The 19,034-nt window shown below is 39.6% G+C and carries 15 protein-coding genes and 1 pseudogene; 6 read left to right on the top strand and 10 right to left on the bottom strand.

Annotated elements, in window-relative coordinates:
- Positions 1-129: 129 nt before the first annotated feature.
- From ID165_RS02495 to ID165_RS02465, 7 genes are all read right to left on the bottom strand, one after another.
- Positions 130-273: a hypothetical protein gene (locus ID165_RS02495; RefSeq protein ID WP_191321942.1), complete on the bottom strand. Its 144-nt coding sequence runs from the start codon at positions 271-273 to the stop codon at positions 130-132.
- 187 nt (positions 274-460) lie between these two features.
- Positions 461-3,532: a type I restriction endonuclease subunit R gene (locus tag ID165_RS02490; RefSeq protein ID WP_192348823.1), complete on the bottom strand. Its 3,072-nt coding sequence runs from the start codon at positions 3,530-3,532 to the stop codon at positions 461-463.
- Positions 3,519-5,045, bottom strand: coding sequence for a Fic family protein (locus ID165_RS02485; protein ID WP_192348822.1), 1,527 nt, complete (start codon positions 5,043-5,045; stop codon positions 3,519-3,521). The genes ID165_RS02490 and ID165_RS02485 overlap by 14 nt, the downstream gene beginning before the upstream one ends.
- Positions 5,046-5,060: 15 nt before the next feature.
- Positions 5,061-5,525 (bottom strand): GxxExxY protein, encoded by a 465-nt coding sequence (locus ID165_RS02480; RefSeq protein ID WP_192348821.1) that lies wholly within the window; start codon positions 5,523-5,525, stop codon positions 5,061-5,063.
- 23 nt (positions 5,526-5,548) lie between these two features.
- Positions 5,549-6,832, bottom strand: coding sequence for a restriction endonuclease subunit S (locus ID165_RS02475; protein WP_192348820.1), 1,284 nt, complete (start codon positions 6,830-6,832; stop codon positions 5,549-5,551).
- Positions 6,829-7,914: a YhcG family protein gene (locus ID165_RS02470; protein ID WP_192348819.1), complete on the bottom strand. Its 1,086-nt coding sequence runs from the start codon at positions 7,912-7,914 to the stop codon at positions 6,829-6,831. Before ID165_RS02470 ends, ID165_RS02475 begins: the two co-directional genes overlap by 4 nt.
- Before the next feature lie 28 nt (positions 7,915-7,942).
- Complete coding sequence (locus ID165_RS02465; RefSeq protein ID WP_192348818.1) at positions 7,943-10,291, bottom strand: class I SAM-dependent DNA methyltransferase; 2,349 nt, start codon at positions 10,289-10,291, stop codon at positions 7,943-7,945.
- Positions 10,292-11,152: 861 nt separating this feature from the next.
- On the opposite strand from ID165_RS02465, the pseudogene ID165_RS27030 reads away from it, so the two are divergent.
- From ID165_RS27030 to ID165_RS02430, 6 genes and pseudogenes are all read left to right on the top strand, one after another.
- Positions 11,153-11,359 (top strand): annotated as a pseudogene (locus ID165_RS27030) (ATP-binding protein); the annotation flags it as partial.
- A 214-nt stretch (positions 11,360-11,573) separates the two neighbouring features.
- Positions 11,574-11,798 (top strand): M48 family metallopeptidase, encoded by a 225-nt coding sequence (locus ID165_RS02450; RefSeq protein WP_370539773.1) that lies wholly within the window; start codon positions 11,574-11,576, stop codon positions 11,796-11,798.
- A gap of 572 nt (positions 11,799-12,370) precedes the next feature.
- Positions 12,371-12,529 (top strand): hypothetical protein, encoded by a 159-nt coding sequence (locus tag ID165_RS02445; protein ID WP_192348815.1) that lies wholly within the window; start codon positions 12,371-12,373, stop codon positions 12,527-12,529.
- A gap of 58 nt (positions 12,530-12,587) precedes the next feature.
- Positions 12,588-13,544, top strand: a complete 957-nt coding sequence (gene rhuM / locus ID165_RS02440; protein WP_192348814.1) for a RhuM family protein — start codon at positions 12,588-12,590, stop codon at positions 13,542-13,544.
- 20 nt (positions 13,545-13,564) lie between these two features.
- On the top strand, positions 13,565-13,942 hold the full coding sequence (locus ID165_RS02435; protein WP_192348813.1) for a hypothetical protein: 378 nt from the start codon (positions 13,565-13,567) through the stop codon (positions 13,940-13,942).
- A gap of 3 nt (positions 13,943-13,945) precedes the next feature.
- Positions 13,946-14,185 carry a hypothetical protein gene (locus tag ID165_RS02430; RefSeq protein ID WP_192348812.1) on the top strand — a complete coding sequence of 80 codons (240 nt, stop codon included), beginning with the start codon at positions 13,946-13,948 and terminating at the stop codon, positions 14,183-14,185.
- A 963-nt stretch (positions 14,186-15,148) separates the two neighbouring features.
- On the opposite strand, the gene ID165_RS02425 is transcribed toward ID165_RS02430, so the two are convergent.
- The 3 genes from ID165_RS02425 to ID165_RS02415 form a co-directional block, all read right to left on the bottom strand.
- The gene (locus ID165_RS02425) at positions 15,149-16,417 is read right to left on the bottom strand and encodes a YcaO-like family protein (RefSeq protein WP_192348811.1); all 1,269 of its coding nucleotides are present in this window, start codon (positions 16,415-16,417) and stop codon (positions 15,149-15,151) included.
- Positions 16,418-16,532: 115 nt separating this feature from the next.
- The gene (locus ID165_RS02420) at positions 16,533-16,718 is read right to left on the bottom strand and encodes a hypothetical protein (protein ID WP_192348810.1); all 186 of its coding nucleotides are present in this window, start codon (positions 16,716-16,718) and stop codon (positions 16,533-16,535) included.
- Between the two features lie 1,516 nt (positions 16,719-18,234).
- Positions 18,235-19,032, bottom strand: a complete 798-nt coding sequence (locus ID165_RS02415) for a hypothetical protein (RefSeq protein ID WP_192348809.1) — start codon at positions 19,030-19,032, stop codon at positions 18,235-18,237.
- Positions 19,033-19,034 lie beyond the last annotated feature (2 nt).

Here is a 19,034-nt window from a genome sequence, read left to right as displayed (position 1 = left end):
AAATTGGAGCTCCAGGTCTTTAACTTTTTGATCCACGTACAGAAAACATCTTAAAGAGAGAGATACTTTGTTAGCTGTTATCATATTCCTATCAATACTCAAAAACGTTTAATGGTTTAAGAATTTTATTCACTTCCCTGGTTTATGCTTATGTGGCTTCAATGAAGGGGTATTCCCAGGAGTATCCTTATTATCCCGTTGACGTCTGTCCGGTTTACCAGTTGAATCTGCGATTCTCTTTGGGCCTGGTTTGATTCCGTTTCTAGTTTCCATGATTTGTGTGGTTTTGATTAAACATTAACTAAATCTAATCTAAAAAAACACAAAGCCTCTTAATTGATAAGACTTTGGACACAAAATGTCGGGATATTTAAAATTATGAAACGAATTCCATCAACTAGTCAATAAGCCATCCAAGGACAAAACTTATTTTCAAGCCTAAAAGTAGTAGCAAGCCAACTTAGGTCTTTGTCAACCCAGGATTATCAATCATTCGCTTCATGGTGTCAAAAAATGCTTGGTAAAAGGATTCGTCTTTGGCCGTGAGCTTATATAGCTCCAACTCTTGCCTCCGTTGCTTATTTAATACTTCCTTGAGCATATGATGAAGTGCCAGTTCTCTGGTATGGCTGTCCGGATTATTGAAATATTTCTCTTCTATATCCGGATGCTCGATCAGCTTTCTGGACACTTGGATAAACTTCACCCGTTGGTCTTCCGGCGTCGCATCCCAGCCATGAAACCATCTTTCATTAAAGGTTCGGATAATCTCATCCAATTGATCCTTTTCTTCCTCCCCTCCATGGGTACCTCTTGGATTTGGGTTTTGGGGATCCAATTCTGTTGAGGAGTCGTCCAGCTCAATGCTGTAATTAAGTTTGGTACGCTCCAATCCATAGGTGGACAAATCCACAGATTCCAACAATTCATCTATCAATTCATCTTCTTTGGTCTTGACATTCAATTTTGGAACGAGGAACTTTAAAAACCAGAAGAGCTTTTCCCAATCCAACACCTCATACTCCATAATCGAAGCCATCTGACCATAGATCTTTACAAACTGCTTGGCCTTGATTTTGAAGTCCGCTTTTTCTTCATCTTCCAGTTGCAGCTCCTGATTAAAGCGGTCAGCAGCAACATCTATCAGCGGACTGAGCTGCTGTGCATCCACTCCTGCAAAGTATTGTTCCACGAAGGTCTCCACCTCTGACCACTCATACACTGCAGCTACATCCAAGTTACCCTTCAATTCGTGCAGCACATTGATGTCCGTTGCGCCACTCAGTGAGGTAGAAGTATAGAAAGGATCAAAGGAAGTTTTGATCTCATCCACCTGATTAAAGAAGTCCAGGATAAATAGGTCTTCTGTTTTCTTACCCAGTTTATCCGCAGCACGGTTTAACCTGCTCAATGCCTGCACTGCCAACACACCCTGCAGTTTCTTATCCACATACATGGTGCATAGCTTGGTCTGGTCAAAACCTGTCAGGTATTTATTGGCCACGACCAATAGGCGGTATTCGTCTGAATCGAAATGATCCCGGGTATCTTTTTCTGCAAATCCATTCAATTCTCCTTCTGTGTATTCCACCCCGTCAACCGTTTTCTTCCCGGAAAATGCGACTGCTATTTTGAACGGGTTTCCTTTGTCCGCCAAAATGCGGTTGATGGCCATAAAATACCGGATGGCTGATTCAATATTTTGGGTAACCACCATGCCTTTGGCTTTCCCTTTTAGCTTTTTGGTATTATATACTTTGCTGATAAAGTGTTCCATCATAATCTCTGCCTTGGTGGCGATGGTCCGCTTATCCCGCTCTACATAGGCGCGCAGCTTTTTCTGAGCCTTGGTAGTTTCGAATTTGGGATTATCTTCGATGGATTTTTTTATTTCATAGTAGCTTTTATAGGTGGTATAGTTTGCCAGTACATCCAAAATAAAGCCTTCCTCTATGGCCTGCTTCATGGAATACAGATGGAAGGGTTCAAACGTACCGTCCTCCTGTTTGCTACCAAAGCGTTCGAGGGTGGCATTTTTGGGTGTTGCCGTAAAGGCAAGGTATGATGCATTGCCCTTCATTTTACGGGCTTGCATGGCTTTCAGGATTTTGTCCTGCGCATCTTCCTCCTCACTTTCCTGAGCGGAGTCTTGGGTTACACCCACGCCCATGGCCTGGTTCATCGTACCTGCAGCCGTTCCGCTTTGCGAACTATGTGCCTCATCTATAATCACCGCAAAACGCTTGTCGCTCAGGTCTGCAATACCATCCACTATAAAAGGGAATTTCTGAATGGTGGTGATTATGATCTTTTTGCCTTGCTCCAGACTGTCTTTCAAATCCCTGGATGAATAAGCTGGAGCAACGATGTTTTTGACTTCTGAAAATTCCTTGATATTCTCCCGAAGCTGTTTGTCCAATAACCTTCTATCGGTTACCACGATGATGGAATCAAACAAAGGGGTTTGGGTGCCTTTGGAACCGGGCAAATCACCTCTTTCGGGATAGGTTTCAATCAACTGATACGCTGCCCAGGTAATGGAATTGGACTTGCCCGAACCGGCAGAATGCTGAATCAAATAGGTTTGATTAGTGCCATTTTGGGCTGCATGCCTGAGTATCCTTCGCACCACATCCATCTGATGGTAACGCGGGAAAAACAGGGTTCGCTTGCTCAAGGCATCTGTGGCTTTTCCATCAAAACGGACAAAATGCTGGATGATATTGGTCAGGCTTTTCCTGGTAAACACTTCTTCCCAGAGATAGCTGGATTTATGTCCAAATGGATTGGGAGGATTTCCTTTTCCATCGTTATGGCCTTTGTTAAATGGCAAGAAAAAGGAATTACCACCGCTGAGTTTGGTACACATATACACTTCATCGGTATCCACCGCAAAATGCACGATACAGCGACCAAACTGTAGCAAAGGCTGCCGAATGTCTCTGTCGTACTTGTACTGTTTGATGCCGTGAACTTTGGCAGTCTGTCCTGTCCAAGCGTTTTTGAGTTCCAGCGTAGCGATGGCTATCCCATTGACAAACACCACCATGTCGATTTCCTCACGGGGGTTATCCAGGTTATAATGGATTTGGCGGCTTACACTGAATTCATTTTTGGCAAAATTGTCTTTTACCGCTTGGCTGCTACTTGCCATTGGCAGCTGATACAATAGGGTAAAATGTGCATCTTCCACTTCCAGCCCTTTGCGCAGCAATCGCAGAATACCGTATTTCTTTACCATACGGTCGTAGCGTTCCAGAATTTTCAGTTTCCAGTCGGTTGAGCGTTGGAGTTTTTCGAGTTCATCGTTTTGGGTTACCTCTAAAAAGTGCCAAAAGCGGGTTTCGTCTAAGGCGTATTTTGCATTAAACTCTTTGGTATCACCGATGTAAAAGTCTTGAGCAGAACCATACAGCGCTCTAGCTTCCTGCACTGTATTGCCCATCTCACGAATTTCCTCCAGGGAGGTTCCTGTTAAGGCTTTTTCTATGGCGGATTCTAGGGCGGCTTCGTTGGTTTTACTTGGGGTCATTTTGTAATTTCTTTTGGTATGCTATGCCTTCATTGCTCAATCTGTATTTCTGTTTAGAACTTGTTGGTTTATCAGGAATGGTTCTTTCTACCCATTTTTGTGCAATAGCAGGGTTTAGGTATTTCTCCATAAAATTGTCACGATGCTTTAAATCAAGCCTATTCATCAATTCTTCACGCATCATCTCACCCTGTAAAATTAGGATCACGCGCTCAGGCTCTGTTAAATTATTAAAGAATTGAACTTGCCCGGTAACTTGCCCGGTGACTTGCCCGGTAACTTGCCCGGTGTCATGAGCGGTACTTGCAGAAGGACGCCAAACCGTGACCAAAAATGATTTATTATCCTCAAAATCCGGAGCTCTAAGTCCTCTCTCAGCGGAAAGCGCATACATTTCCGGAATCCCTGTACCAAAGCGCTCGATGGCACCTGTCAAAAACATGCAATTGGCCAAGGTAGGATTAAAAGGATAGGAACTATGCGGTTCTTTTAACTGGGAAATATCCAGTTCTCTGGGTAAGGAGCCCGGATTGGAAATCTCTATCCGGTCTTGAAAAACAGAAACCTGGATACTGCCTTTGCTGTAATAATCCCGGTGTGCAATGGCATTGATAATTCCCTCTGCTATTACTGCACGAGGAATTTCATAGGTGGTATCTACCAAATTTGCTTTGCTTCTGTCTCCTGTGGAAAGGCTAATTTTGGAAAGTACAAAGTCGATGGCATCATCCGCCATCTGGAAAACCGTTCCTCCGAATTCCTTGTAGTCCGGAATAGGTTTACTGACCTTAAACCCGTGAAAATGGGCACACTTGACAGTAGCAGCAGGAAAGTAAAACTGGGGATTTTTCCCGAAAGTCAAGATGGCGCTGTTGGTCAGCTGCCCTTGTCTTACTAAGCGTAAGTGGGTAAGGATTTTTTCTTTTGGATCCGTTTCTCTAAGCGGGAAATTACGCTTGGCCCTAGCTTCACGAACAAAAGTCCCCAAAGCCTCTTCCGAAATGTCATCCATACTGGATTTGCTCAGGGTGCCGCTGTCAAAATCATCTGCATCTATTTTACCAGTTTGCTTGAGGTACAGAATGGCAGAACGGTAGATTTCCCTTTTGAGATCATCCAACGTCTCAAAACGCTTTCTGGAGACCTTTTCGCCAACTTTTTCAATGAATGTCAGTTGCTTGGGATGGCGCTTCAAAGCCTGCTTTCCTTGGATAAATACCCAGCATGGCTTGTGATATTCTTGGGCTGCATCAAACTCCCGTTCGGTAGGAGAAATACCCTCACTGCCTTCAAAACCATAATCTGCACCCAAAATACCCAAATAGATAGCAGAGTTGTTGACTTCTTTGAGATATACTTTTCCTGGATTATCTCCTGTAGCGGCTACTTCCTCAAACAAAAAGGCATCAAAAAACAGCCTCAACAAATCGTCTTCCCTCACATAGGCGGCTAAAGCTTGCCGGATTTCCGCAAACTCCTTTTGAACACTCGATATAAAGATGGTTTCTTTCATCGTCCGAACTATGATTTATTTGATTTGAGGATTACCTTGATTATTATCCGATTTTTGATTTTGCTTGACTTTGGGATTACCTTGATTTTGCTGATTTAATTTTTTGTTCTGAACTCTTTTAAACTGCAAGGATTTAGCACCGAAATTGATTAGTAGCCCAATTTCTAAATCATAAGCTTCCAAATAATTAATGGCTTGAGCTAAATGTACATCCTCCAATTGAATAAGGGCTTTTAATTCTACACTAATAACTCCTTCCACCAAAAAATCAACTCGTCGTGTGCCTATCTGATGATTTTTATAGAATACAGGCATTTCATATTCCCTGTTAAAACTTATGCCTTCATCCACCATTTCAATCGCCAGAGCACGTTGATAAATAACCTCCTGAAATCCATTGCCCAAAGCCGAATGTACCTGCATAGCACATCCTATTATTTTAGAAGTTAAATCAGAGTATTTATACTGTTCTTTAATCATATCAAATCATTCAATCACAAAAATCACAGTTCAGACACCTTTATTTTCCCCGTCACCGCACTGTCAATCAAAGTAGCCTTATATTCTTTGAGTTTTTGGATTTGGGTTTGTTGCAAGGAAATGGCTTGATCGATTTTGGTGGATTGGGTTTCGATGTAGTCCATAATTTCAGATTGTTCCTTTTTTGGAGGAATGGGTATGGAAAATTCATTAAAATTATCCGCGGGTAAACGCCATCTTCCAAGCTGAGAAACACCCTGCCCGTAACGATAGAATATTTTACTTTTATAACCTACCTGAAATAACCCCAATAAATATTCATCTTGAATTTCATCTATGAACGGAACAAATACTCTATAGTCTGGACTTATTACACCATCATATTTAGATATATCAACATATCCAGTAATTAAGTCCATATGATTCATTGCAAATTCACCTTTATTAATTATTTGATATTTTGAATAGTCCATGGCAAGTTGCCCTTCACCGCTTGTTATATCCTTTATCTTAATTCCATTTTGAGTAATCGATAAAACAGGAGGCCCCTCGTATCCGATTATTCTCTTTAGAATTTTAACAACATACTTCAACCTCTTCACCTTCCAATGCTCCGGAATCTCCCCAATCCATTCCACGTCAGAGTCCTTCATCTTTACATTCTGGTCTAACCCTTTAGTAACCGCATTTTGAATGATGATTTGCTTTCGTTCTTTGAGCAGGGCCATCAGCTGCTCTTTTTGGGCAATGGCTAAGTCTATTTTGGTGGTTTTGTCGTCCAAGAAATTGGCAATGGCGGTTTGTTCTTCTTTTGGGGGATAAGCCAATAAACTATTTGCAATATGATTAAAGCTAATGGTTTGTCTTACCCCAGACCCTAAGAGTTTCATATATGCCACATCATAGCGATGTAATAAGTAATTGAAATATGATTTGTCAAACTCTATAGCATTTTTAAGTACAATATAACCTGAGCTTACAACCACATTAATATTGGAAAGACCTATTCTCAAACTGATCAAGTCATAGTTTAAGTTAAGAGGGTTTACCAAATATTCTCCTGCTAAAACCTCTTGATAGGATGCCTTTGTTGATTCTGGAATTTTTTCATCATCCTTATAAACAACCTTCCCAAAACTGATTGAACCACAATTTAGACTTGGATTGGTAACTTTCTTCTTCTCCTTAAAAACATGTTTCAATTTCTTAATCTCCCAGTGTTCTGGGATTTCGCCCATCCAGTATTCACCCGAATCTTTGTAAGCAGGGTATTTTTGAAAGGTTGTATTTGTTGCTGTTTCTATCATTCCATCAGTTTTTTAAGGGTTTCGGCATCAGGAAGGGCGTCTTTCAGCTGCGGGGGCAAGGTATCGGAAGTTTTGTAAGTGGCTACGCCCAGGGGTTTGCTAAAATCCCTAAAACTGTACTCTACCTTTTTATGGTCTTTTTCTTTGCATAAGATGATGCCTATGGAAGGATTTTCATGCGGCTTGCGTACCAAGTCATCCAGGGCAGACAGGTAAAAGTTCATCTTGCCTATGTATTCAGGTTTAAATTTCCCACGCTTCAATTCAAATGCAATCAGCGACTGCAGTCCCCGGTGAAAGAAAAGCAGGTCGATAAAGTATTCGTCTTCCTCAACCAGGATGCGGTACTGATTTCCCATAAACGAAAAGTCGTTTCCCAAGGACATAAGAAACTTCTTGATGTTGAGCACCAGCTCCCGCTCTAATACACGCTCATCTATTTCGTCATCCCCATCCTCTACATTCACATAATCCAACAGGTATTGATCTTTGAAGGCACGAATGGCTTTATTTGATATTTCCTCAGGCAATACATTTTTGAAGTTATTGCTTCTGTTGATTTCATTTAGGTGACTTCTGTTGGTTAACTCGCTACGTAAGTGGTTTACCGTCCAGAAATTTACTGCTGATTGATTGATGTAGTACCAGCGGTCTTCTGCCTTTTCGGTTTTTAAAATTATTTCTACATGATGTGTAAAACCAATCGAAATAAACCTAGAAAAGTCATTAGCTTCAAATTGGTTCGTTGATAACGAACTCATTTCAGTCTTACTATTTCCTAATTGGTTCGTCAATGACGAACTAATTTCGCTCACAGCCGCCCATGCGTTGTAGAAAAGTCTCATTTTTTTGAGATTAGAAGTAGAAAAACCACGTAATCCTGGCAATTCTTGCTGTAAACGGGCGGCAACAATAGCTAAAACTTTATCACCCCAAGCTTTGGTTTTTATCTCCGCATCCAAATCATGACCTATGGTGAAATACAGACGCAAAGATTCTGCGTTGGCCATTTTTGCGACCAAATAGCGACTCGTAAGAATACGCTGCTTAAGTTGTTTTATGAGTTCAATTGTTGCTTCCATTTAATCTTGTTAATCAAATAATCCTGATTCAGACATTATTTAAAATATCCATAATCAAGCCTTCACTTTCCTGTTCTAGAGCGAGTATTTCTGTACTAACTTCCTCGATGCTTCGCAAAGGTTTGTGCTGGTAGAAGTACTTGTTAAAGCTGATTTCGTAGCCGATTTTGGTTTTGTCCAGATCAATCCAAGCTTCCTCCACATGGGGTTTTACTTCCCGTAAGAAGTATTCGTGTATACTTTCCGCCAAAGGCACGCTTTCGCTATCGCGCAGGTCGGATTGACTTTCGTAAATGATGTATTCGTCTTTTTTTCCGCTTGGGTAGTAGCCGTAATCCGGCAGTTGTTCTACAGTGCAATCCAAATGATGCAAAAGTTGGTCGAGCTTGTCGCCACTTAGCTTTTGCGTTTTCTTGATGACCTTTTCGGCTGCTTCGTCGTACCAAGTTACAGCAGCCAAAATTTGGTTCCTTTCACTGGCTGAAAGTTTGGATTTGCTCCCCTTTAACTCTTGATTGACTTCCTCCAAAAAGACATTGTAATCACTGTATTCATCCGTGCCAATGGCTTCCATCAATGCACTGGCGGTTTCCAATAGTTCCTTTTGCTTTTTCCAAGTAGAAGCAGCCGTGAGTGCTTTACGTTTTTTGGAGTTTAAGTCTAGGTCGTTTTTTTCACACCATTCCAAGAGTTCTTTTTCAAGGGATTTTAAATCTGTGTAAACGCGTTCACCATAGGATTCATAGGCCCACTGCATGGGTTCCTTGAGTGTTTTGTCAAAGCGTAAGTCGGCAATACGCTCGGCAGAGAACTGCGCCTTCAGTCTTGCCGGGCGGTCGATGGTTACTTTGTAATAGCCAAAATCGGAGTTGTCAAAAACCTTGGCAGCGATTCCATCATCTCCTTGCCGCTCAATGGTTTTAAAATCAGTATAAACTTTTTGAATTTCTGTGATATGATTGGCAGAGAGCTCGCAGTTCTTATTGCCCAGATTTTTACGCAGCTTGGCAAAACGCTGAGAAGCGTCAATAAGGATAACTTTTCCTTTTCGATGTTCTGCCTTATTGTTGTGCAATATCCAGATATAGGTGGTAATACCCGTATTGTAAAACAGGTTGTTGGGTAACTGAATGATGCAGTCCAACCAATCGTTTTCAATGATATGCCTACGGATATTGCTTTCCCCTCCTCCTGCATCTCCGGTAAACAAACTGGAGCCGTTATGCACCGAAGCAATGCGGGAACCCAGAGGACTTTGGCTCGTAGGTTTCATTTTGTTGACCATCTCCATCAGAAAGAGCAATTGGCCGTCAGAGCTACGTGGCGTGGCATCTAATTCTTCCGTATTTCCCCAGTAATCTTTAAGTTTTACTAAAAAACGGGGATCAATGATAGCGCTTCCATCCTTGATGTATTTCACTTCACTTGCCCAGGACTTTCCATAGGGCGGATTGGAAAGCATAAAATCAAAGGTATGTCCAGAAAACTCATCGGTGGAAAGCGTAGAACCCACACGGATGTTTTCAGGGTTGTTGCCCTTGATCATCATGTCAGACTTACAAATGGCGTAAGTCTCGTCATTGATTTCCTTACCGTACAGGTACACATCACCCATAGCACGAATAGCACCTTCCTCATCTTTGATAAAGTTTTGGGATTCGGTCAGCATCCCTCCAGAGCCGCAGGCCGGATCGTAAATGGTCATCACCGGAGGCAATTGGTCTTTGATGGGATCAAAAACTACGTGGGTCATGAGGTCGATTACCTCACGAGGTGTAAAGTGCTCCCCAGCTTCCTCATTGTTCTCTTCGTTGAATTTCCGGATCAGTTCTTCAAACACATAGCCCATTCCCAAATTGGAAAGAGGCGGTAGTTTTCTACCGTCAGGGTCTTCCTTTTCAAAAGGGGTAAGATTGATATGTGGGGAAGTGAATTTTTCTAGCACGTCCAACAAAATGTCTTTTGAGGCCATGTGCCGGATTTGACTTTTCAGCTTAAACTTCACGATGATATCTACGACGTTTGGACTAAAGCCATTAAGGTAATCTTCGAAGTTGGCTTGCAAGATCTGCTGGCTGTTGGTGGCTGTGTCATATAGTCGTTGCAATGTCCATTCACTGGTATTGTAGAACACATAGCCACTGGCATCTTTCAATCCAGACTCGTCCCAATCCGTAAAACCCGCTTCATCCCGCTGAAAGGCAAGTTCCTCCATCACCGCATCTTTGGTGGGCTCCAGCAAGGCATCCAGTCTGCGCAATACCACCATTGGCAGAATGACATCACGGTATTTACCTCTGACATAAACGTCTCTCAGGCAATCGTCAGCGATGGACCAGATGAAGGATATTAATCTATTGTGTACGGTTTGGTTCATTTTTTACTTTATACTACTTGTTAATTCTGTTCTTATTTGCCTGCCCAGAAGTCAGGACATTCTCTAACCTCCAAATAGATAGCCTTTTGCTTTCTACTTGAATGTGCATTTGGTATTCCATTCGAAATTTTCGGCAAGCTAAAAAACCTATGCTCGCATCAGACTTAAAACATCCCGAAAATGATTAAGAATTAAAGATATAAAAGTTCGACCCTAAGAAAAGGTATTTTATTAAGATTTTGGGATCCATTGGATTTGAGACAGAATAGTTCTCCGCACTACATATAGCTTCTCAAGTGTTGGAACATCTTAGATTCTTTCTGGTTCCTACCCCTTATTCCTGTGCTCCAATAGAATGAAAATGGAATAGCAAACCTTCATCATCTTCTAGTTTAGCTCGGCTTTCGCTCCACTTTTCTTCGCCAGGGCAGTGATGAAAAGTAGAACCATGGTCGATGCAAAGTCGACGCAGAGTCGAAGGAATAGAACCTTTGGTTATACATACTTCGCATGTAAGTAATAGAGAGGTAGGCATAGGCACTAGCACGATACTCCATTTCTGTGAAGATGCTTCACTCAAGTAATACTCCCTTTCTTTAGGATCATGGATCATCATAATCACCAGGATATTTGTCCAACTGAGATTGGCTACCCACCGCGTAGCTGATTATGAATTCTCTATTCGGTGCGTAGAGAATTACCCGTAGTCCTGAAACGTTAAAACTGCTTCATGTTCCACAGATTGGCTTCAGAAAAACCAGCTCCCAAGGTGTCGGACAAATGTCGGAATAGACCCTGCACCGCTTTGACTGACTTGCTGCTGCTCTACAATCCGTCTGCTGATTCGGGACTAAAAGCCATAGTAGGAATCCTTTGATTTTTGGTTTGTTTGTCCGCATCCATAGGATCGAGCAAGTGGGGTCCAGCGTTGGTAAAATCATAGACCTGATAAAGGAGGCTCGCTTACCTGAACCACAGTTTAAAACAGATGGTATGTTTACCGTGGTTTTAAAACGTCGTGTGAAAAGTTCGGGGAAAGTTCGTCTGCTGTTGCTAGAGAAAAAATAATTATTCTCATCAATGAGGAACCATCTCTAACCCGATAAGAACTTGCTGTTGCGTTGGGAATTACTATTAAAGGCATTGACTATCACTTGAGTAAGATGAAAAAAGAGGGGATCGTGAAAAGAGAAGGATCGTGAAAAACCGGTACCTGGGTTTTAAACCCTAGTACTAGGAGTTAAACTAGTAGTATAAACTAGGGTATAACCTAGGAGATAAAATTAATAAGCATGGCATTACTCTCATTTCAAGATGTCCATATATCACAACTATTATCACCAGCTGGGTAAGCTGTACCCCTAAAGGAAGTATAGAATACGTAATTATATATGAACTGTGTCATCTAATCCACCATAATCATACACGTGCTTTTTATGCGCTACAGGAAACCATAATGCCGGATTGGAAGAAATGGAAGGAAAGGCTGGAGCATTCACTAGTATGATCAGCCGTTATTTTACTTGTGACGAACTAATTTCGCTCACAGCCGCCCATGCATTGTAGAAAAGTCTCATTTATTTGAGATTAGAAGTAGAAAAGCCACGTAATCCAGGCAATTCTTCCTGTAAACGGGCGGCAACAATAGCTAAAACTATATCACTCCCTCCCGAAGGAAATATAGATTTTCCGTTTTTATTAATAAAAGGGTGCTATAATAATCTAAATTATGAAAGTAATTTTGAGTACGAAAATTCAAAAGATATAGTCGGATGGGCAAGCCCTAGGGATTAGTTTATACTCAAAGAACACTTACGGAAATTGATAATGGAATCCAAATTGGAATATATCAAGGAAATGACGGTCAGACTCAAATTGAAGTAAAGTTTGAGCAGGATACAGTGTGCAATCTCAAGAACAAATTGCTGAGCATTTTGGCAAAGGTAGAAGTACTATAACTGAGCATTTTGGAAATGTTTATAAAGAGTGGGAATTAGAAGAAGTGGTACTATTGAAGTAAAAACGTACGTCAGTCTTCACTTGATTTTTACCCTTATCCATTTTCTGTAAATTGCTTCCATGCAAACCATTATTGTAGAAATTAAAGACTCCAAGAAGAAAAAGATTGTACTCGCTCTTCTTAACGGGTGGGATATCCCTTACAAAATTATTCCTGAGCTAAAACCAAAGCAGCAAAAGATATTGGACGGGCGTGATTCCGATACTAAAGCAAAATGAACCTAATTCTAAAAAATTCGGAAAAGCAATAAAGCAACTAGAGAAATTCTAGAAGGAAATGGACAATCAAATAGAAATATATCAGGGAAGTGACGGTCAAACTCAAATTGTGGTTAGGTTTGAGGAGGACACTGTTTGGCTCTCACAGGAGCAACTCGTTGAACTTTTCCAACGAGATCAGTCAGTTATCTCAAGGCATCTTAAGAAAATTTTTAAGGAAGGTGAGTTAGATGAAAAAAGCAATATGCAAAAAATGCATATTCCTAACTCTGACAAACCCGTTGCTTTTTACAACCTGGATGTCATTATCTCAGTTGGCTACCGGGTGAAATCAAAACAGGGTACTCAATTTAGGATCTGGGCAACCAAACGCTTAAAGGACTACCTTATCCAAGGCTATGCGATCAATGAAAACAGACTCGCTCAGAAACAACAGGAAGTCCAAACCCTTAAAGATGGCATTCGGATTTTAAGCCGTGCCATTGAGCAGAAAGCACAAGATCAAAACTTGGATTGGTTAAACCAGTTTGCAAAAGGCTTAGAATTACTGGATGATTACGATCATGAAAATTTAGATAAAAAAGGCTTAAGTAAGACAAAAGCAAATTACCCTGAAATTTCTGATTATCAACAGGTAATTAGATCCATGAGGTCAGAATTTGAGTCTGGTGTATTTGGAAAAGAAAAAGATGGTAGTTTTGAAAGTGCAGTATCACAGATCAGCAAAGGTTTAGGTGAAGAAGACTTCTATCCTACTCTTGAAGAAAAAGCAGCTACCCTCCTATACTTGATCGTGAAGAATCATGGTTTTGTCGATGGTAACAAAAGAATTGCTGCAGCTTGTTTTCTTCTCTTTTTGCAGTCGAATGATATACTGTATAATAACGAGAGGATCTCAATCATTAGCAATGATGCACTGGCCAGCTTAACGTTATTTATCGCTTCAAGTAAACCTGAAGAAATGGACACGGTGAAGAAATTGGTGATTAGTGTGCTGAATAGGAATAGAAAATGACACTTGACCAACTATACAAATTGATCGAGAATTCTACCTCCATTTGGGATTCTGCTATGATTACAATTCAAACTATTTTCATTGTTGTGGCAGGATATTTAGCTTACCATCAATTTATCTTGCAAAAGAAAAGTCAAAATCATTCCACTGCCAAAGAGATAGTAAAACATAACTTAGACTTAAATGAGTATATAAGAGAGATCTTGAGTACTACAACTACAAAAAAAATTGATGAAAAGGAATTCAAAATTAAATTCGGAAATTTACCAGAATCCTTTGCTAGGACTATCAATAAAATTTATCAAATATGTGATAATATTCCAGAGGAAGATAGATTAACGAAGCTATTTGTAGATTCTGAAAAAGAAATTGATGTATTAGGAAATCAAAGATTATGAGATTTGCATTTTGATAAAAATGGAGCTGCAAGATCCATTCAGTCAGAATTTTTAGACGCCCTATCCTATTTAGAAATACTAAATCAAAAAGCACCTTCCCTTCCTGAAAAGGATTTAATTGTAGAATTCAACAGTATTGTCACAAAACTTCCTAGGTTTAGGGGAGATAAAATTTCTGAGAACATGAGGAATTTTGTAGAACTAGATCAAGAAATAAGAAAAGAGTTAAAAAAATATTTGTAACAATAATCAAACTTGAAATTGACTACAACAATTTTCTTGATAGAATAGAAGAATTACTTTCAAATCCTGAGAACATAGAAAATGCAGAAACAGAAGGATTTGCGGAACTAAACTGTCTTTCAGATTTGGTTGCACATTATGAAAAGAAAATCTTGCTCAGAGATGAGTTTGATCAAAGGGGAGGAAAGTGGTTTATCAAACAAATCTATGGCTGAGATCTTAGAAGAAGCTAAAACGCGAGGTAGAATCGCCAAATAACTTTTTCACTCACCCCGTCTGGGTGTAGTCAAATCGGTAGTCGGGACTGGGTGGGATTTGTAATTCCACCCTGATATTCTTACCAATTTACAATTGGTTTATTCTACCTCACCCCAATCCTCTCCTGAAGAGAGAGGGTGATCGGCTCTGCTCTAGATGGAGTAAAGAGTAAGAAGTATGTTGGTTGTTTTCAAAAACTAAAAGGCTATACAATAAAAGGAATAAAATGATACCATTCTTGCGCGCTGGCTGGCTACTTCACTAAAATGATCCAAAGGGATCATTTTTTAACGCTCGATCCTAGGGTATTTTTTGGAGAAATGAGAGGAAATGTGAAGGAATTGCAGAGTTTTTCAGTCTGTTCACAGAATTATCTGCATCGTTCTGTGCCATTTTGCAGATAAAAACAGAAAGAGTGAGCCATAGGATCCTGTTCCAGATCTGGTCAGTATCCCAAAATCAGATTCTGATCACTACAATAACTTTGTCTCGCATAAGAAGAAAAGGATACAAGCCTACGCTTACCTATTACCTAAAAACGTAACCAAAAATCCAGTGAACTGGGACTAAGAGTAGAGAAATGATACCAACCAATAGATCATTTTAGCTAAGATCCGGAATACAGGGTAAGGACGAACCCCTTGCGTATAATGGTGTGTGAAGCACACCTCGCTGACTTAACAGTTGACGAGGACGTTTACGCTATTATAGGCTTTTTATATCTGGCTCTTGGGGGAATGTAGTTTTCCCTTGTGTAACATTAAAAAATCTATCTTCTCCTGTAATAAATGTATGAGTAATATTTATTTTTTCTCCTATGTTATTTAACTCGCTTGAGAATGGTATTTCTCCTTTAGAATAAATAATACTTGTTAGTTCTGAAAGATATTTATCTGGATTAATGCTGAATTTAGGATTTGGCAACTGATTATATCTGATTAATGTGTAATCAAGTTCTTTGCATTTTATACCCAAGTTAATCTTTGCACAGGCTTGATGAAATTTAAGACCATTTAGCGGAGCGAGTATTTCTTCATCATTTCTCTTTCTCCATTCATCCCCATAAAAATACTTGCCAAGAAGAAAGCATTGAGCTACTTCATACAAACTCCTAGAAATTGCATGGTCAACTGAAAGGGAACAACCATATCCAGTTATGCCAACTTCATTTTCATAACGTTCCATCCAACAACAAAAAGTTGGTATATCAAATTTATTTGGCATTTCGAAAATCATTATTTTGCTATCAAGTTCTTTTTCTGTCCTATTAAGTAAATTCCTTAACTGGTAAGGGAGAGTTTTTGGATTTAATAGTCTTAAGTGTTTCTTCTTATTTAACAAAAATGTTTTAGTGAGAAACTTTGATAATGAGTTTCTTTCAATGTTTTCTAACAAGCCATGAATGATAGCTTCAGCACTGCTCATTCCGATTGCCGTTCCTGAATTAGACGAATAGTGTTCTAATCTTTCGTAATTGAATAAATCTTTCTTGAGTAAATTTTCATCCTTTAATAGCAAATCAATATAAGTTGGACACGATAGTGCTAATGGATAAAAGCAATTCTCTTGTCCATTTACAGCCTTATATTTTAAAAATGGCATCTTATCATTTCTGTTTTTTTTTAAGATCACCAATGGTAATGTATTACATAAAGCATTTCCTCGGCAGAAATCCGAAATACCTAAATAAATTACTTTATCTGGACTAATTTCATTATAGTCAGAAAATAAATGTTCAGTTGCTTCGAACAAACTACCAATGCGAGAAAATTCCAGCTCGCCTTTACCGTTTCCGGAAGCCAAAAGATTTCCACTATTTCTGTCCTTAATTACGCATTTACATGCATTGACAAAACTCCCCGCATACTGAAATTCGTATTGATAACCCCGTTTGTCAAGTTCGTTACTCAGCTCTTTTTCAGCTTCTTGAAGGGAATACGACCTTTCGATGGGTATGTTTATATTAAAATCCATGAATTCCGATATTTTCATCTTAAAGGGTCTTAAAATACTGAAGCTCTTAAGAATAAATCAAAACTTTACAAAATGAGCTTCAGTATTTGTTATTTGCACCATACAGACTTAACAGTTAACTATTCTTTTTTTCGTCTTTGTTATCATCTTTCCCTTTAGAAAACACCTTTTCCGCCATTTCTTCGAGTGCATTTAAGATGTTTTGTTCAACTTCAGCTAATTGCTCTAAGCTTGCTGGTTCTTTACTTTTTTCTGTAACACTCATTAAATTTTTTGGTGTAGCAACAAATTTACGTCCCATGTTTTTTGATTTAAAAGATTAATAATTACTAGTATATGATTTATCTAAATTATTCAATATTTCGCAATTTCCTATAACATTTGTGGTTACAGCATTCCACTACCCTATTTCGTCTATATCGCCATTGTCCTAAGGATTGTGCGGGTCTGCTGACACCAAATTAAGGATTTCGGCAATCCCATAAAGCGGACTTTGAATATTTTTGTTCAAAATCGAAAGGACATGGCATAGATTTCCGTGGTTTTGTTGCTCCAATGACCCAGCAACGCCTGTACGTATCGGAGATGTGTTACCATCCTGAGATTCTTAACTATTTGCAATTGGCTTTTACTACTTCACCCCATCCCTCTCCTTAAGGGAGGGCGCTCATTTTGTGCTATCATCCAGATGTCAGTTTCAAAAGGTGCTTGATGCATTTTCGGATTTAAGCACTGTAAGATACAAGAGAAGCTGGCTGTAACTATTACTTACTTGTTTGTTTTGGAAATAGACCTGTAACGATAATTAATTAGGCACTGAAATTTTTTGATTACATAAATTTTACAAAACGCACACTTCGATCCAATCATCATTTAGAGTTTGGCAGTGAATGCTTTGAATTAGGTTAATCCTAACCAGTATATGGTGTACTCTTTACCCCCGCTAGGCATAGTCACAATGTTCGTGGTTTCTGGGTGGAATTTGTAATTCTACCTCATCCCTTCCTTTTCCTAAAGGATAAGGCGCTAGCCAGTGGTATTATTACACTATCAAATTTAGAATTATGTTGGTTCTGGGGTATGCCCATAAGACTGCAATAAAAGTTGGTCGTTCTACCTACCTCCTCCCATCCTCCTCCATAAAGAGGAGGCGCTAGCCCCTGCTCCAGATGAGCATGAAGGGTAAGAAGTAGGTTGGTCGTTCTCAATAATTAAAAGCTCAAGCAATAAACGAAAAAAAAAGACACCATCCCAGCGCACAGGCTGGCTACTTCGCTAAATCTCTTCACCAAAGAGATTTTTAATGCTTGTCCCTACTGTACCAGGAATTTTTTGGGGAAAGTCAGAAAGTTATCCACATTTTAGGGGGATAGCAGGGTTCGGGGGATAGTGGGTAGTAGGATTGGTGTTTACGGATCAGCTCTATCATTCATTACTCATCTATGGGGATTGATGTTCCCTCTTTTCCTCGGAAGCTCACAAAATATGTGTTTCCGCTAAATGAAGTGTAGGGCGGTTTACAGATGTTGCGATTTTATTTATTTTGAATCTGTGATTCGCTAAGCTTATTTGATGGCTGCTCCGGAAAGTCGCCATCGGAGAGCCTAGCTAGTGATTTCTCAATAGCCCTCCATCCATTTCAAAGCATTCGACTTACTTTTAAGATCGATTCACATCACACACGTTTTGGTGCTTGACCAAGAAGAAAATTTCTTAGCACTTCACTGTCAGTACACCACAAAAGCTGATGCGAGGTAGAATGTTCAATTAACCACTTCACCCACCATTTAACCAAATGCCTGTTTGTGGCTGGCATTTTACTTAATTATATCAAATCCTATTGTTATTCCGTGCCATAATTGTCCTTGATATAACCACCCTTTATGACCTTCGCCTGTTGCAAAGTCCCATCCGAATGAGTAACCAAAGTTTATAGTATTGTAACCGAGCATTATAAACCCACCTGTCGAAATAATTGCTGCTTTCCGCTTAAAATCTATAATGGGGTTTCTTGTATTGTCTTTAGTTAAATCAGCTGCTCCAGCTCCCAAAAGCCAGCCTGGCGTTAATGAAAACTGTCTTATGTTTTTACCGAATAAGTCTTTTTTAGAACTATACGAATTTATGTTGAATTTCCATCCACCTGCCAAAGCAATATTAAACCCCGTTTCAGCTTGAGAAGGGAATGAATCCAAAAGGGCAGGGGCTGTGAGTTTAGGTCTAATTTTTAGAGGAATGGATATCCCCTGTAATACTGGTTTTGTATCAAAATAAGTCAGCTTTTTTATAGTAGCTTGTATTTCAAGTTCGGGATAATAGTATTTACCTACAAAGTCTTTTTTAGTTCCTGTTGGTGCTCCTGTCAATTTTATTGAACTGACTTTAGTAAGATTATTAGTGTTTACTGAATTTAAAACTATGTAATCTCCCTTTGTTTCTATTTTGCTGGTAAAAGGTGTTTTTACTTTGTTAATGTGAAGGCTATCAGTAAGGATTCCGTCCTTCTCCGTAGTTTGGATAGTTGATATTACGTTGTTTTTGAAAATGTATTTCTGTTCAATACACGAAGCAAAAAGCAGAGAAAATACTAATACAAGAAGAGTTTTGCTTTTCATAA

It is taken from the genome of Algoriphagus sp. Y33, assembly GCF_014838715.1.
In the GTDB taxonomy this organism is placed as follows: domain Bacteria; phylum Bacteroidota; class Bacteroidia; order Cytophagales; family Cyclobacteriaceae; genus Algoriphagus.
Note: the sequence above shows the minus strand (reverse complement) of the source record. Positions and strands in the feature narration are given on the sequence as shown.